Annotated in this window: 17 protein-coding genes; 3 read left to right on the top strand and 14 right to left on the bottom strand. The window is 50.9% G+C overall.

Going from position 1 to position 16,093, the window contains the following annotated elements; all coding sequences use genetic code 11:
* Positions 1-296: 296 nt before the first annotated feature.
* From QLQ85_RS03335 to QLQ85_RS03345, 3 genes are all read right to left on the bottom strand, one after another.
* Positions 297-803: a DUF4823 domain-containing protein gene (locus QLQ85_RS03335; RefSeq protein WP_282737697.1), complete on the bottom strand. Its 507-nt coding sequence runs from the start codon at positions 801-803 to the stop codon at positions 297-299.
* 88 nt (positions 804-891) lie between these two features.
* Complete coding sequence (locus QLQ85_RS03340; protein ID WP_282737698.1) at positions 892-1,221, bottom strand: hypothetical protein; 330 nt, start codon at positions 1,219-1,221, stop codon at positions 892-894.
* Between the two features lie 347 nt (positions 1,222-1,568).
* The gene (locus tag QLQ85_RS03345) at positions 1,569-2,456 is read right to left on the bottom strand and encodes an NmrA family NAD(P)-binding protein (protein WP_282737699.1); all 888 of its coding nucleotides are present in this window, start codon (positions 2,454-2,456) and stop codon (positions 1,569-1,571) included.
* A gap of 95 nt (positions 2,457-2,551) precedes the next feature.
* Between QLQ85_RS03345 and QLQ85_RS03350 the strand changes: the two genes are divergently transcribed.
* Positions 2,552-3,460, top strand: a complete 909-nt coding sequence (locus tag QLQ85_RS03350; RefSeq protein ID WP_282737700.1) for a LysR family transcriptional regulator — start codon at positions 2,552-2,554, stop codon at positions 3,458-3,460.
* A 115-nt stretch (positions 3,461-3,575) separates the two neighbouring features.
* On the opposite strand, the gene QLQ85_RS03355 is transcribed toward QLQ85_RS03350, so the two are convergent.
* Together QLQ85_RS03355 and QLQ85_RS03360 are read right to left on the bottom strand one after the other, a co-directional pair.
* A complete protein-coding gene (locus QLQ85_RS03355; RefSeq protein WP_282737701.1) occupies positions 3,576-4,043 on the bottom strand; it encodes a hypothetical protein in 468 nt (155 codons plus the stop codon).
* Between the two features lie 81 nt (positions 4,044-4,124).
* Positions 4,125-4,601 (bottom strand): AAC(3)-I family aminoglycoside N-acetyltransferase, encoded by a 477-nt coding sequence (locus tag QLQ85_RS03360; RefSeq protein WP_282737702.1) that lies wholly within the window; start codon positions 4,599-4,601, stop codon positions 4,125-4,127.
* A gap of 755 nt (positions 4,602-5,356) precedes the next feature.
* On the opposite strand from QLQ85_RS03360, the gene QLQ85_RS03365 reads away from it, so the two are divergent.
* Both QLQ85_RS03365 and QLQ85_RS03370 read left to right on the top strand, forming a co-directional pair.
* Positions 5,357-5,566 carry a hypothetical protein gene (locus QLQ85_RS03365; protein WP_282737703.1) on the top strand — a complete coding sequence of 70 codons (210 nt, stop codon included), beginning with the start codon at positions 5,357-5,359 and terminating at the stop codon, positions 5,564-5,566.
* A 146-nt stretch (positions 5,567-5,712) separates the two neighbouring features.
* Positions 5,713-7,092, top strand: a complete 1,380-nt coding sequence (locus tag QLQ85_RS03370) for a sialidase/neuraminidase family protein (protein WP_282737704.1) — start codon at positions 5,713-5,715, stop codon at positions 7,090-7,092.
* 56 nt (positions 7,093-7,148) lie between these two features.
* Here QLQ85_RS03370 and QLQ85_RS03375 read toward each other — a convergent pair whose 3' ends face one another.
* The 9 genes from QLQ85_RS03375 to QLQ85_RS03415 all read right to left on the bottom strand — a co-directional run bounded on the left by QLQ85_RS03375 (position 7,149) and on the right by QLQ85_RS03415 (position 16,077).
* On the bottom strand, positions 7,149-7,619 hold the full coding sequence (locus QLQ85_RS03375) for a DM13 domain-containing protein (protein ID WP_282737705.1): 471 nt from the start codon (positions 7,617-7,619) through the stop codon (positions 7,149-7,151).
* Positions 7,620-7,630: 11 nt separating this feature from the next.
* On the bottom strand, positions 7,631-7,762 hold the full coding sequence (locus tag QLQ85_RS03380) for a YciI family protein (RefSeq protein WP_282737706.1): 132 nt from the start codon (positions 7,760-7,762) through the stop codon (positions 7,631-7,633).
* Complete coding sequence (tsaA, locus tag QLQ85_RS03385; RefSeq protein WP_282737707.1) at positions 7,759-8,175, bottom strand: tRNA (N6-threonylcarbamoyladenosine(37)-N6)-methyltransferase TrmO; 417 nt, start codon at positions 8,173-8,175, stop codon at positions 7,759-7,761. Before tsaA ends, QLQ85_RS03380 begins: the two co-directional genes overlap by 4 nt.
* A 704-nt stretch (positions 8,176-8,879) precedes the next feature.
* The gene (locus tag QLQ85_RS03390) at positions 8,880-9,323 is read right to left on the bottom strand and encodes a hypothetical protein (protein WP_282737708.1); all 444 of its coding nucleotides are present in this window, start codon (positions 9,321-9,323) and stop codon (positions 8,880-8,882) included.
* A gap of 108 nt (positions 9,324-9,431) precedes the next feature.
* A complete protein-coding gene (locus QLQ85_RS03395; protein ID WP_282737709.1) occupies positions 9,432-9,761 on the bottom strand; it encodes a hypothetical protein in 330 nt (109 codons plus the stop codon).
* Between the two features lie 116 nt (positions 9,762-9,877).
* Positions 9,878-12,346, bottom strand: coding sequence for a P-loop NTPase (locus QLQ85_RS03400; protein WP_282737710.1), 2,469 nt, complete (start codon positions 12,344-12,346; stop codon positions 9,878-9,880).
* A gap of 458 nt (positions 12,347-12,804) precedes the next feature.
* Positions 12,805-13,311: a hypothetical protein gene (locus tag QLQ85_RS03405; RefSeq protein WP_282737711.1), complete on the bottom strand. Its 507-nt coding sequence runs from the start codon at positions 13,309-13,311 to the stop codon at positions 12,805-12,807.
* A 147-nt stretch (positions 13,312-13,458) separates the two neighbouring features.
* On the bottom strand, positions 13,459-14,214 hold the full coding sequence (locus tag QLQ85_RS03410) for a restriction endonuclease (protein WP_282737712.1): 756 nt from the start codon (positions 14,212-14,214) through the stop codon (positions 13,459-13,461).
* Between the two features lie 426 nt (positions 14,215-14,640).
* Complete coding sequence (locus QLQ85_RS03415; protein WP_282737713.1) at positions 14,641-16,077, bottom strand: IS1182 family transposase; 1,437 nt, start codon at positions 16,075-16,077, stop codon at positions 14,641-14,643.
* Positions 16,078-16,093: the final 16 nt, after the last annotated feature.

Below are 16,093 nucleotides of genomic sequence, written 5' to 3' on the forward strand. Positions count from 1 at the left end.
ATCCGCTCGCCACGTGCACGATTACACGCCTGGCGATGAGTCTGGGGTCTGACCCCATAGGGGCGGGCCTCGGCGTCTTTCTTCGGCGAACATGCCGCCATCATCGAGAAACTCGTGGGAGCACAGAGCCAGCTCTGTTATCCATGTGGCAACACTGCCCGGGGGTGAGCTTTTGCCCCCCCTCCATGGGCAAGAGCTGTGCTTTTAGGCTGGTTTATAGCGCTGCGGAAAACCAGCGATCCTCCCCCGATAAAATCGGGAAAGTAAAGCGAGCGATGTGAGCGCATAGTTAGAAATTAGTACAACGATTCAATGTATGAATTTAGAGGTTCCTGCAGCAGGTCTTGCGGGTGATCCCCACCAAAAGTAGCCCACTTGCTTTTTCCGGAAAATATTGTTGATGCTAAAGTTTCAAAAGTTTCGCCATCGTAAATTGCTACTTTTATTTCGACTCTATCAGGCAGACCAGACCACTCCGTGGCTCTATCTTCCCAATGAAGAATTTCTGGAACCACATAGTAATCAAAGGACTGCTGATTTTTTAGGCAGTCGATGTCGCTGCAAGATGACGACACGATAATTCTGTTTGAGTACCGAGAAAACGCTGCGCGTGTCGCGCTAGCTGTCATTTCACCTGATACTTGGTAATTTTCATTGCCGTAGCGCCCATTCATTGGCGTTGCGATAATTACAGATTTTCCGCTTGATAACTTAGAATCAGGCACGGATAGATCATTCTGCATGTATTTTGCAGAACAGCCAGAAACTAGCACTAACGCAAACAAAGCTGAAATTGTACGCATGAATACCTCTATGTTATAACGCCGCCAACACGCGCAGCTTTTGAGTGGAGGCGAAGCCGCAACGGAAAGCTCCAACCGCTGAAAATTGTTAAAACCACTGCCGCTCATAGCCCCTAAACCAAAACTTTGAGTATTGTTCTAGCTCATCTCGACTGCCGCAGTGTACGGTCCATGACGAGAGGTAATCTGGGTCTACCACTACCTCTCCTGTAGACCGGAGCCGATACTCACCCGGCTCAGCAGGTGACAGATTCTCAAAGTCTGGGGGGATCACGAACTCAGCCTGCGTGCCATTGCGCTTGATGACAATGCCATCCGCATCGACGCTTTGGATAGGTCCGAACACCTGAATTTGAGCTATCGGCTGATTGCTCTGATCCAGCACCGTGATTCCTATGAGAAGGATCTTGTCGATCAAGCTTTGGATGTCTTTCATAGTCTTGTGTTCTAACGCCAACGCTTTGCGGCAATTTTGGAGCCGCGGAGCGGTGGAAAAATTGTCCGGCAACAGTGACTTGTTAAGCGCCGTACAGCTAACGCAACTCACCGGGCTCTTCGTCTGACTGCGCCCCACAAATCCTTGCAAAGGTTTCATATTCAATCAGAAGATTTCTACCAAGGGTAATATTTTTCTCTGGGGATGCATTTTTCTCGAACTGACAGCATAAATACAATCGCTCATTTGTCTCTGGAACGAGTGTGATCGGGCACGGCCCCATGCCCGATCACTTGGCATTATACTGTATTCCAGTAGGAGAGAGGCTCTTACCCTACAGCCAGTGCATCAATCACCGCATCAAGCTTTACGGACCCCGTAAGACGCTCAATGTTCAATCTATCATGGAAGGCTATATGGCCAGAGTTAATCCCTTGGGTCATTTCAATAAATCCGGAAATGGCCGCTGATGAAAAACCTTGGCAAGCTATCGATAGCGCCCAGTCTGATTCCGGTATTGAGGCAGGCTGTATCGCTTCTCCGAGTTTCAGGGATAAGTGCTCCGCGATATCATTCGGGGAATACCTGGCGGGACCTTCCAGGTCAATAATTCGCACACCGTCCCAATTTTTACAGAGAGATTCGGCCGCTATGCGGCCGATATCTTCTGTTGCGATCATCGGAAACTTTTGATTCAACGGCGAAAGAAAACTGCGTAATTGACGCTGTTCTACAGCGATTTTAACGAGCGCCCCCCAGTTTTCCATAAAGTAGGCTGCACGCAGTAATGTTACCGGTATTCCTGTACCGCTTAAAGACTCCTCAAGCATACGATTCATGGCGATCCAGCCTGTGCCGCCTGGTTGCTCTGCACCGATTGAAGAAAGGGCAACCAGCTTGGGCAACTTCGCGTCTGAGGCCGCGTCCGCAATGGAACGGGCCATGGCTTCGGCCTGTGAAAAAAGCTTGTCTGACGAATATTGCGGGGGACTGACTATATACGCACCGTCCGCATCAGAAAAGGCTTTGCATAAGCTAATGTGGTCTGTGAAATCGGCCACAGCGACTTCGGCCCCGAGGGCCGCCCACGTATCCCCCTGTGACTCATCTCTCACGACAACGCGCACACGTTTGCCGGCATTGAGTAACGTGTTCGCTGCAGCAGACCCTGTGCGGCCTGTAGCGCCTGTCACAACATACAATTCGGTAGTGCTCATTATTCCTCTCCTGGTTAAGAAACTTGATGGATTCGTCGCGAGTAATGATATATAGTCTACTTGCATATTAAAAATGCATGAGGGGAATTTCGGGCATGCAAAAAGTGGATTTAAGTGGGGTTGATCTGAATCTTCTCAAGCTGTTTGATGCATTGCTGAAGGAGGGCGGCGTCACTCGTGCTGGCGAACGATTAGGGCTTAGCCAGCCTGCAGCGAGTCGGGGCTTAGGTCGCTTGCGCCGATTATTAAACGACAAGCTTCTGGTGCGAACAGCTAATGGATGGGAGTTAACGCCACGAGCGATAGCATTGTCAGGATCGGTGACCAAACTGCTTGATGATGCACGAGCAATCGTCGCACCTTCCGAATTTCATCCAAGCACCGCATCAGGACGATTCACAATTGCAACAGCGGACCATTTGGCCCTGTTGTTGATGCCTGCGCTGGTTTCTAAACTTGCGTCGTTGGCGCCCGGGATTGATCTGGTCATGCCGTCACCAGCGGGCGATAACGTAGATTTAATTGCTCAGGGAGGCGCCGATCTGGCGATTGGCTCTTTTCAGGGGCTACCTGCAAGGTTTTACTGTCGGCCACTCTATGATGAGGATTTTGTATGTGTCGTTCGCAAAAGTCATCCGGCAGTCGCCGAACAACTAACTCTCGAAAATTTCGTATCGCTGTCGCACCTGTCCGTGATTATTACCGGGCAAGGAAGGAGTGCCGTGGATGACGCGTTATCGCAACATGGACTCACGAGGAGAATTGCGGTACGAACCCCTCACTTCTTGGTTGCTCCCATGATTGTGGCCGAAAGTGATTTGATCCTATCCATTCCACGTAGATTGGCCCATCGAATTGCCAGGTCAGTCCCTATTGAAATACTCGAACTACCTATAAAAATACAGCCTTTCACGCCATCTATTATCTGGCATGAAAGGCAGCATTATGATCCTGCTAATGTATGGCTTCGCAACCAGATTGTAGAAATTGCCCGTGAATTGTAAACAGTATTTGATTCTCATCCATTGTTCGTGGGTCACTCGGCTCGGGTGCTTAACGCCCGCCATCACCGGTGACAAACTGGTGCGAAGCAGATTTGGCATCCGGTGCATGGCATGGTTATGCGCTTTCTCCGATGGCACGGATATCCTCGATATCTACCGGCCGCGAGAGCGCAGATTTATACCGGACCAGATCTTGCTTCAACATAAGGGGCAAATCTAGGCCCAGCAAGTGTATTGTTTTATAACGAGAGAAATCTATGTTGAGCGGGATCCAGGTCTGGCTGCCTAAATCAAAGATTCGTGGACCGTTAGCGTTGCCCACTTCCACTTTGATACCCTCATACTTGAACTGGACGTAGGTTAGATCCCAGCCTTCCTCCTGGCGGTGAGCGGCGGCCTTGGATACAAATTCTTGGCCGGCCTGAACCACTGACGAAAAATGTTCGCCGGGAACGAAAAGATCAATGTCATTCAGGTCACGCTCAGACCCATATCCCTTTGCAGCGAGTCCACCACAGATCAGAAAGGGGATATTCCTATCTCCCAGTAACCCCACAATCCACTGGGCTGCTAATTGATGCACAGCTCCTCCTTTTTCGCATAACGTTGCGCTCTGTGGCAAATTTTGAGCGCAGCGGAAAATTTGTCCGACAGCAGCGCCTTGTTATGCGGTGTCGCTCCCAGCCTCGACTTGAATGTCAAAGTGTAAGACATCTTCACGGGTTCCAAGCTTGGTGTACAGCGCGATGGCGGGCTCGTCTTCAACTCCCGTATCAGCTTGCACAAAAATCACGCATGCACCGCGCTCCATCGATACCTTTTTCAGTTCCTCGATCAACTCCGTCGCGATTCCTTCCCGCCTGTGTGCCGTAGAAACTGCTAGGTCGTAGATGTAGATTTCGCTGCGTTCTTGTTCAAACTTTCGAAGTTCGTAGGCGGCGATGCCACCAACGACACTTCCATCCTTCAAGGCTACGATCGCAATAAAAGAGTCGCCCCCGAGCAACCGACGAAGGTAGCCCGCACTTGGACGATTCCCAGCATAGGTCTCGACATCGTTGAAGGCTTCGCCGAACATCGTCGACAGGGCCTCCATTAGCTCAATGTCATGAGTAGTGAGCCGGTGAATTACTAACGACATAGAACGTCCTGATATGCATAACAATGATTAGGCTGCACGCTCTGATTTTGGATGAACACGCCGGCACGTTCAACAATGTTATCGAGCGCGCTTCTTCTCCCCTAACCTATTGATTTCGCCAATACCTAAGTATAGCTCGGCTGCCTATGCAGGATTCGCGCGCTTGCGCGTTATGCCGGCGTGCGCAGCCCTCTGGGATAAGGGAATATCGAGGAATTCGGGCACGCTACCGCTGGGAGGTACCGCTCATTGGCCCCCTCCCCTATTGGCGGTCGTGGGCCGCCGGCATGCCTCCATCGGGATACCATGGGAATCCGACTGGAAACATTCATTTACAACAAGCTTACTAAAGGATGCCTCGGCATGCGTAGTCGCACCCTGAGAAAAAAGTCGTAGGAAGCTGGCACCTTTGGCTGAGCGCCGCTCAGGGCGTGAAGTGCTGCTCGCCGTTGATGCGCTGGCGCACCCGCGAGGTCTCGTGGTAGATCAGCCTTTCAAGCCGTGAGGTATGAAAGCTCAAGATTCTAGTGGGCAAACTGATGCAATTTTACTAGACTATATGTTACTGAATGTTTCCATACGGTCTCTGCATGTATCCGAATGGCGACGTCGGCAGTGCGCAAGGGATATCAGCATGATCGACGAGCTCGAGACGGCGCGTGAAGCCCGCCAAGCACACGAGATCAAAGCCGAGTGCAAGCGCGCTGTTGTGAACTGGAGCATCCTGGCGCTGAGGCGCCAGTGGAGGTGATGTCATGTACTGGACCAAGTTCCCTGCCGACTGGTGGTGCAACGAGTTCGGCGACGAGATCCACCGCTACGAGATCCTGGACGACGAGGACCGATGCCAGGACGAGTACCACATCTACCACGTAGGCGAGCGTCTGCCTTGGAGCGGCAAGACCCACACGCTGGCCGAGGCCCAGCGTCAGCTGGAGCACAGCCACAGGGCGTTGATGGCATGAGCCAGGACACGAACCACGCAGCGATGTGCATGAGCGATCCACGAATCCCAGCTGTTCGGGGCTGATTCAGATCGGTAGGGTCGCCTTCCACTGCCACGGCAGCAGCGCGTCGAGGCTGTCATTGACTCCGTACCGGGTAAGCAGCGATGCAGGAGTATCAGGACCAGTGTCGGGCGAGGGTGTCGTCTTCGCGTGGCCGCGGCATACCGCCGGCCACCGCCGGCGCTGTCATCGCGCTGGTGCTGGCGTTACTGTCGCCGGTGGCCGAGTCCGGGGAAAGCACCGACATCGTCTGGCACGCTGCCCTGGAGGTGGCCACCGGAGAGGCCCACAGGGGCCCCTGGCGCATGAACGCGTCGGATTTCCGCTACGTGGATGACGCTTCGGTAGCGTTGCACGAGGACGGCATGGCAGCGGTCGTCTGGGCCGACCAGGCGCAGCAGGAGGTGTTCCTGCAGCGCTACGACCGCGACGGCGAACCGCAACTCGATGCTCATACCAACATATCGCGCAGCGCCGATACGTTCTCCTGGCTCCCGCGCGTGGTCATGGCCGCCAACACACCGGACAGCGTTTACGTGCTCTGGCAGGAGATCATCTTCTCGGGTGGCACGCACGGCGGCGAGATCCTGTTCGCCCGTTCGCAAGACGGCGGCGCGACGTTCAGCGCGCCGATCAATCTCTCCAACACGCAGAACGGAGCAGGCAAGGGACGGCTGACCACCCGGCGCTGGGACAACGGCAGCCTGGATCTGACGGAAGGGCCCGACGGGGAGGTCTGGGTGGCCTGGACGGAGTATGAAGGCAGGCTGCGGATCAGCCGTTCCAGCGATGGCGGCCGCACCTTCTCGGCGCCGAAGCATATCGCCGGTGGTGGCGACCTCCCCGCCCGCGCGCCGAGTATCGCCGTGGACGGCGACGGACGGGTACATCTGGCATGGACCGTCGGCGAGGACCCGGCAGCCGATATTCGCTACACGGTTTCCGACAGCCGGGGCGAGTCGTTCGAGGCGCCCCGTACCGTGGACGCGACCGGTGGACATGCGGACGCGCCGAAACTCGCAGTGGACGGCGACGATATCGTGCACCTGGTGTACGCAGAAAGTCCGGACGGCCCCTGGCAACGGGCGCATATTCGCTACACCCGGGCACGCGCCGGCGAGCGCTTCCGCGCGCCGGAGGACATTTCCAGCGCGCATGCCGAACGGTTCGCCAGCGTCGGCTTTCCGTCGCTGGCGATTTCAGGCGCTAACCTGTATGTGCTCTGGGAGTTGTTCCCCCGTCCGGGCCATCGGTCCCGAGGGCTCGGCATGACGCGTTCAACGGATGGCGGTGAACACTTCGCTGCGCCGGAGATCGTGCCGCACAGCGGGGCGTCGGATCCGGGATTCAACGGCAGCCTGCAGGGGATGCTGATGCGCAAGCTTGCCGTGAGCGATGCCGGGGACATTGCCGTGGTGAACAGCACCTTCCGGCCAGGCGAGAGGAGTCTTGTGCGGTTGATTCGCGGACACCTCGAACGCTGACAGGATTCGACTGGCTCGAGCGCCGGAGTGTCTACCGGACTGGGAAAGCCCAGCGACTATCGATAGCGGGCGGCTGTGATGAACTGTGCAAACGACTCGCACCATACGATGACGGTGTTGTAACGCGCCGGATCCACCGATTCGGGCACGGCGACGAGGAAATTCTCGAAGGTCCTGACGTCGCCAACCCGCACCATGTGCTCCCTGAGACGCTCGAACTCTGCCCCCGTGTCGACGAACTCGGGCGAGAGGTACAGCTTGTAGTCTGGCCCCGGAGCGAGCTTGCCAACGAAGACGATGCTCTGGCGTCCAACCGACACGCGACCTTCTCCCCAGTGCAGCAGATCGCTGCCCTCGAGGTCACGCTGGAACTCCCCTGTGTATACGGCCTGCTGGCTGGCCGTCTCCAGCTCCTCCACCGATGGTGGCGGCGGCGCGATCAGGATGGGTAGCGTGTAGATACCAATGGCGAACCCCACCGCCCCAACCAGCACATGCGAAACCACGAGGAATAGAATTTTTTTCATCAGCAAAGCCCTCAAACACCGTCAGCAATACAGTGCATCGCCTCGGTGTAGGCCAGGTAGGCGGTGTGCATCTGGCCCATCTCTTCCTTGCGCGGGGTCAGCATGACGGTCTCGTTCTGGTCGATCAGTAGCAGATACTTCACCTTTCCTCGATATTTCTGAGCACAGGCTTGATGTCGATGATCGGTGTCCCGTCGATTGCCTCCATGGGCGCAACCCTCAGCCTCTGCCCGGCGACCTCCAGGACCGCAACCCGATGCAGCCCCACGGGGTTGGGGCGATCCGGCGAGCGTGTCGCGAAGACGCCAATCAACGACGCCTCGCGCCTCCGGCGTGGATGCACCTTGAGCACATCGCGGCGCGCGCGGTGAAGCCAGGTCAGAACGATAAGCTCGTCGCCGGCCGTAATGCCGTCAAGCCCTTCCGCCACCGGAGCGATAAGCTCCAGCCACGCCTCCGGAGCCCCTTCATCTCCCTGGCGGGGCGCCTCCTTGCGACTGGTCAGCGGGGAACGTATCACCCCAATGGGTTCAAACGTGTAGCGGTTGTCGTTCATGTCCCGTCGCTGTTCAAGCGCCTCACTACTTTCGTTGCCACGGTGGCTGAGATCGCACGGTGCCTCACCGCGCTCCTCCTCCCACATTAGCGGGCGTACGGATCAGGTACCACAACAATGCTGGATCGGCTGCCTCACCGCCCCACCACCCTGAACATCGAGGGAGAGAATTGCCGGCTTCGCTGATCTTGACACCAGCGCTGAACACCGGCCTTGTAGTTCCTTTAGGGCGGTCCGACGCTTCGGCGCTTGATCGCCTGAGGAAGGCAACCTGGTGGCTCATGAACCGGACATCATAGGAAAAATTAAACTAATGCAGACAATTAGAACAGTCGAAAATCGGCCAGAATTGTCTGCAACATGGGGTTGTGGGAGCGCAAATATTCTGCGCGATTGAAGGGGGCAGAATGGCCCAAATTCGTCGCATTATCCTGGCCGAAACCACCTTGCAGGAGCCGCTGTAGCTGCGTTCAATAGATGGGGCCGGCTATTGGGGTGAAAGATTCTTTCAGGAACCGGCAACAGGGAAACACAAGCTAATAAAAAAATTACTAACAGGCAGAAACCGGCCAAAACCGGACTTTTAGTGGGTCCTCATATAACGCTATTGGTAACCGGCGCCGGAGCGCAGCGGAGGGATCCAAAAGCGGCACGCTTTTGGCGTCCGGTTGACCGACTGGTTAAAACTTGTCCCCGCAACCCAGCTACTCATAGGATACTCGTGTTCCTGTTTGCTCTTGGATCCTTCGCATTGATCTGTTGATTACTATTGGGCTACCCAGCCCGCTGTTTCCTCTCGGATCCGGCATATTTTGCATTAAGTGGTAAGAAATCTGATTGAGTTCTTTTGCGGCCTCTATCAATGCCGTTTCTTTTGGTAGACCCAGCAGCCAAGAGAACACGGTATAGCAGGGAATGGCTTCCTTTTTAGCGAGAAGCTGGGCAGATAATCTCTTTACCCCCTGCTGAAGCTCGTCACTACCATGAGCATTGGTTATTTTCGCCTGATGAAGGAGGAAGAAATGGCTCATTTCACCAAGTACTTCCTTCAGCGCAACTGCCGGATCCAGAACAAACTTCATGAAAAACTGACTGACTACAAAAACTGCAACACCAGCAAATATTGTTAACACTAACGAATCTTGCACAAAAGCACCCTAGTTTTAACTCCCGGCTTTGGGGCGGGCTTGTAGCGGCGAAGCCGCGGAAAGGCCGTCCCAGCCCCGAAGGGGCGACAACAGCCGCTTGTTATAGCCTTACCCAGTACATGGTGTATTTGGGAACCAAAGTATTTGAGGGAAAAGATCCCCAAACGTCCAGATAATAGTACCAATAACCGCAGAGGTGTTTGCAAAGTGCAGATAAAATTGCTTGCGGCTCAACTCCCAACGCCATGGCGCACAAAATTTCTTCTCATTAACCTCTACATAACCTTGTACAACCACAGCGACACCTACCAAACTTCCCCCAATTCTTGGTAACCAACAAATTTCAGGCCATAGAATGGAAAATACAATAGACACTGAATAGGTAATCGCCAAAACTGACGCCACCATTATTGCTGGATAGGTTCGATAATTGATCATGAGCTATAACGCCGCCAACACGCGCAGCTTTGCAGTGGAGGCGAAGCCGCAACGGAAAAGCTGTCGCCGTGATTGGCTTGGTTAGTGGCTGGAACTTTGAAGTAAGTTCCGCATCTTCAAATATCATCAAAATCCGGTTTAATTGAGTCAATATCCTTGGTAGTGTAAAACCTCATCAATTTTTCACTGCTTTCTTTGAGGCGTGAATTCTCAGGATGTTTCTTCATATACTGACCTATCTCTCTGTGATATTTTGACGCCAAACCCAGAGCTGTATCCACACCCTCATGCAAGAAGGCACCCCGAACGTGGCACTCAGCAAGCGTGACAATCGGGTAGGCCTTTACAATTTTTTCCATCGACTCTAATTGCCGGAATTCACCCACGGCCTCGCTCATCATCTCCAACGGATTTGGCACCTTTTTAAGCAACACCATAATCATTTTTTGCTGAGCCAATGCGTGCATAATCTGAGCGGAACTACCCCATACTTCTTTGGCAATTTTTAGTTTTTTGAATGCCCCCTCATGATCTTTATGCATTCTCAGGGCCCGTGCATATTGAAGCCAAAATAATCCATCTTGCTCATAAAGCTTCTCGCAATACTTATAAACACTCAAAACTCTATGCTTAGTAACCAGAAGCGAAGAAAGATATTTTGCATTTATTAATGCTTTAAAAACCAGCTGCTCGCTTCGACTAAGACCAGAAACGACTGGCGGAGTAAAATGCGAGAAAGCTTTTAAATAAGCAAGTATAACGTTCGTCAGTTTGTTTTTATCGACTATGTTTTTCAGAATGGTTTCCGCGTATACAGAATGTCGCAGCTCGAAATAGTTTTTATTCTTAACAACAATGCCTTTAAGGGACAAATAATAATTTCCAAGGTTTTTATCAAATCCAAGATCTTGCATAGCAATAGAAATAGTTTCACCCGCTGAACGAGAGCTATTTGCTGTTGCTAGAGCTATCAGAGCAACCAAGTGCCTTTCTGAATCTTCACTAAGATTATGATAGTCTTTCCGTATCAGATTTTGGTAACCCTCTCCAGTAGTTGCCTCAAGTAGTCCAATAAGAAGCTGGCCACTAGTTTTTTGATATATCTCATTAATTCTTTTTTTCTCAGGCATTTTTCTCAATCTAGAAAAATCACCAAACTGCTCTAGTTTGGTCAGTATCCGAGCCGCATCTTCCCGTTCAATCCGTGAAACATCAAAAAGCACGTAGCTGTCTTCCTCTAGGTGCTCAACTATGCGTGACTCCCATACACCACTGCGCTCTGCGGATACAATTATCACTCTCGAAAGAGTTTTGCTATTCTGAAGATCTCTGATCTCATTAATAAAGGGTGAAATTCTCTCGATAAATATATAATAATTTCCGGGCTCTATTTCATTTATTAGCCGAACCGCCTTCTTAAGATCGCTTGAATATTTTAGATAATAAGCCCTGTAGGTCTTAGATATGCTAATTGCAGTCTGCATGAGTGTGGTGGTTTTTCCAGAGCCAGCATTTCCTTTCAATACAATCAGTTTCCCAGGCTTTGCGCTATTCGCGTATTCCATTATAGGCTTAAGGAAGTTGAGTTGCGCAGGAACTTGGTCTATGATATCTTCCCATGTAGGCTTAAATCCCTCGTAAAACTCACGAAACTGATGGTCTGGAACATTATGACCTTTCAAGGTCTCAGGTGATATAATCGATATTTCCGATAATATCTCTATATCCCTCGTAGATAAGCCTTTTTTTGTTAACCATGGATATTTCTTATCTATAACTGAAGAAGCACTTAGCCCATCTGGGATTCTTTTCAATAGCTCATTAATAAATTCCGTTAAGTTATTTTTAATTATATAAATATTCTCCGATTCAAATCGTCTCTTTTTTGCATCTGATATATTTGGAACAACTAAGTAAGACCTGCTGTAGGGTCCAGATATTTTGTTTTTATATCTCTGAACCATATGTTGAAAGGTAGGCTCATCAAGCTGTGTTCCAATAAAAATGAAGGTGTTTCTTGCAAAATCTCTTCCCACCTCATCGTACCAATTAGATGCATTGGCGGACTCTTCTCCATAATCTTCCGGTGTAAATATATAACCATTATCGGGAAAATTAATATCGCCATTTAATTTTACATAGCAAACAGATTCTAGGCTTTCCTTTGAAGGAAGGTAATCATTCCTTTGCGTTACTCTTAGCCCTTGTGAATAGCCAGGTGATTTATCACCTGTATTCTCGAAGGAGTCGTCAATATTAAGTGTATATATTCGCTTCCACGGATAAGTTCTTATTATTTTATACTCTTCTGATGGTGTACAGCCTTTAAACTGCTGCTCGAATATCCTGGAAAGCTCTTCAGGTCGTTGAGCTGCAACAGCTACTATATCTGCCAGCGAATCATCTTTATCTATATTTAACGACATACACTTTGCAATTAAATGCTTAAGCTGATTACCGGTGGGCAGAGAATTTCCATCGCTTCGGCTTGATGTGAGTGAAGCTCCGGCACCAAGAAAAAGAATTGCCTCTGCGTTTGATATTTTATTAGCTATATCTTTGTATGCGTCGCAGTTATCGATCATTTCGCCCCCTAAACATGCTGGTTTTCTAGATAATATACAAATAGCCTACAATACATACTAGCATGCCAGGAGTATTTAGCCTGGCAACTTGTTCGTTGCTATAATACCTCTTCATACACCAGTCTGATTGCACGAAAATAACCACGAGCTTCCTCCCCTCTGAAATGGAGAAAACAGTATTTAAGTGAATTCCAGGTGTCTCAGATGTTTAGTTTGTTCTTATCCTGAATTGCGATAATCTCAGTCGCCACGCCGGGCGCCGACTCTGGATGTTTCGTCCAGCACGAGAGCTGCCGTTGTTTGGTTCCAATTTTCCCCAAGTCCTTGACTCATAGCCACCCAAAAGAGACGAGACCACGCCACTAACGCCGCATTCACCGGCGGAGCATACTGGTGCGATTTCTGCGTATTTTTTGCAAAAATTCGCGCCAGTATGCGGAGTCCGGTGCAATGCTTTGTTAGGCAAATTGATTGTACGATGACATTTCAAAAAGCCCACCGGTCAAAATACATTTTGAGTATTTAATACTACACGGCGCGCAACATACGCAGAACCATCCACTATCATCGCACCCATGATTATCAATGCACTCATCATATACTTTTACGCAGTTCTTCGAGCCGGATGCACCAGGCCTATCTGAATTGTCCATATAACTAACCTGGACATCACAAACATGTTTGACCCAAGCCATCTCATTGATAAATGCTTCTAATTCTTCATCTTCCCACTTTGAAGCTAATGAAGCTGAAACATACAAGTCAGATAGTCGCCCAATTAGCTGGCGACCGATTTTGCTTGTTTTTTCCAATTCTTTTTCACCAGGTAAACTTGCTAAAGCTTCTCGTGCCTCTCGCTCGATCTGACTAAGAATACTCTTCCTCCCTGACTTACGGTATTCCTCATCAAGTTTTGTATTTCTTGCATCCTTAGAGCATCCACAACCTTTATTAGTATTTTGCATCGTAATCACTCCTTAAGTATAACCACCAATTAAATTTTTGAGCGTGATGGTGGCTAAATCACGCATAACGCCCGCATTTGAGGCTGGTTTGGAGCGCAGCGGTAAACCAGTCCGACAACATGCGCTTGTTAGCTGAATGCTTCTTACTCACAATGTTCTCCGACTCACAGTCCTGATGCTTTGTTTTACACCCTCAATTAGATGAAGCTCCGCAGACTGATCACCATGATCGTCACTTTCAACCGAGGCTAGCCAAAACCAAGGCATCTTACACTGACATTGAGCACCGATATCTTCCTCGTCGTCATATGAAGGAGTAAGTATAGAGCCACATGTAATACACTTAATGTGAAAATTACGACACCTATCACATATACCTACATAATGGACATAGGAAGTCATCTTTGTCGAATGGGATCCCGCTTCCAGAGGAACCAAAAGCATATCTACTGACGGGTAACCATTCCAAAATACTTTTCCTTTACAGCGAGACGTTGAACTACAAGATGGCCATGTAGATGGATCAAAATCCTCCAGCCTATCCAATGGTAATAATCGAAGTGAAACAGCTTCTTGCGCCCTGCGCTCTGCTGACGCCGTATAACCGTTTGGGCAAACTAAGTACCCATGCGTAGCCCCAACATCTTCCATCAATCCAAGAAAAGCTTCCACATCGTTGACATCAATGCGCCGCTCCTTAACTTTAGCGTCAATGACAATTCGATTGCGATTGTCTGTATCGTGCCTGTAGTCAATTAACACATCGACCTGCCTTTTACGTGAACTAATTTTTCCCTTTATGGATGCATTAGGTGTCACGCAGTATTCTGTTGAAATCTGATGCGTAACCAATTGAGCAACAAGCCTTTCATATTTTTCCCATTGAGGGAATTCTCTGCTCATATAAATTCCTGGCTAGATATGACGGGCAGCTAACAGTGATATTAGATAGCGTGCGCGATAACAAGGATGAACGCGCCTGCGCGTTCAATAATGTTATGCTGCACGAAGAACCATCTCTAACCTACTGAAAAACCAACAAATTAAGTATATCTTGGCTACATAACACCAATCATCACGCTCGCTACATAACACCGATGAACAATCGTGCTGCCTTTGCCTGCATGGCCGCTTAGGGTCCTGGCCGTGTGAAAACAGAAAAAATCTGGTCTGACGCCAGAACCTTCCCCCTCAGCTTCCTGTTGAGTCCACACAAGCCATTGCTTGGATGATTGCCGACTGATGCTGGAGTGAGATCTGGAAATCATGAAACCATCAGAAAGCACCTATCCCACCCTTATGGCCCTTGAAAACATGGGAAAAGGGCTGTTACGCCCTCGCAGCCCTCATCAATCCATTGACTCCCAAGATCTTTATGACACGCTTCAGGTTGTACGCCAACACATGAAGACTCATTTCCGTGCTCACATTTCTGCGCCGCTTTGTCGCGAAGTGTGTCGCCCCCATCCAAGCCTTCAGCGTGCCAAAGGGATGCTCCACCGTTTGTCGCCTTAGGCGCATCATCTCTGGATTCCAATCGAGGCGTGACTGTGCGGCTTCAAGCACATCTTCATGCTCCCAGCGCTTGATCCGTCGTTGCTTGCCAGTCGTGCATTTTTCTTTCATGGCACAGGTTGCACATGCCGAACTCCAGTAAGCATGCAGCTTCATCCCTTTATCTAACGTTTCATACCGCCATGTCAGCCGCTGTCCAGCGGGGCAGGAATATTCATTGCTCTCAGGGAGATACCGAAATGCGTCTCTTGGGAAAAAGCCCTTTGCCTGGCTTGGCGATGTCAGCGGCTTGGGGAGATAGGTAGTGATCCCTTCCTTGTGACAGGCCAGAATCTCCTCGCCCTTGAAGTAGCCTCTGTCAGCCACGACCTTCAGCTCCTTGATGCCAGTGGCCTCCCGCGCTTGCTTGGCCATATTAGAGAGCTGCCCCCGGTCATGCCCGACGTTGGTCACCTCATGGGCCACAATCAAATGGTGCTGGCTATCCACCGCAGTCTGTACGTTGTAACCCACATTTCCGGTACCTCTGCCACTGGTGGCCATCGCTCTGGCATCTGGATCCGTCAAAGATACTTGCTGATCGGGAGACTTCAACCTCTCCTCCTCAACTGCTTGTAATCGTGCAGTCTCTTCCCGGAGCTTCGTGATTTTTTCCTTCAGGTGCGCTGTTTTGGCCTCGGCCAGAGCAGGCTCATCTCGGTCGGCTGCATCAAGCTGACCAAGGTACCGGTTGAAACTTTCTTCGATCTGCTCAAGGCGACGTTTCATCTTGGTCGCAGTGAAATTTCGGTTGCGGTTGTTGACGGCTTTGAACTTGCTGCCATCGATGGCCACGATGGCTTGTGAGAACAGGTCCAGCCGCCGGCAAAGCACGATGAACTCTCGACAGACACGGCGGATGGCCTCGCCGTTATCCTTTCGGAAGTCTGCGATCGTCTTGAAATCCGGTGTCAGGCGCTCCGTCAGCCACATCAGCTCGACATTACGCTGCGTCTCGCGCTCCAGGCGACGACTCGACTGGATACGATTGAGGTAGCCGTAGATATAGAGCTTCAGGAGTACAGCGGGATGATAGGCGGGCCTTCCTGTCGCATGCGGATCGACGCCCTTGAAACCAAGCCCTCTGAGATCGAGGCCCTCCACGAACGCCTCAATAGCACGGACCGGGTTATCGTCTGCGATGAAGTCGTCCAAAAGCGCGGGGAACAACGTGCTTTGATCTCGGGCTTCTCCTACCACGAATCGCTTCATCGCCATTTCCTCAGCG

The sequence above is a fragment of the Halomonas kalidii genome (genome assembly GCF_030010475.1).
In the GTDB taxonomy this organism is placed as follows: Bacteria; Pseudomonadota; Gammaproteobacteria; order Pseudomonadales; family Halomonadaceae; genus Halomonas; species Halomonas heilongjiangensis.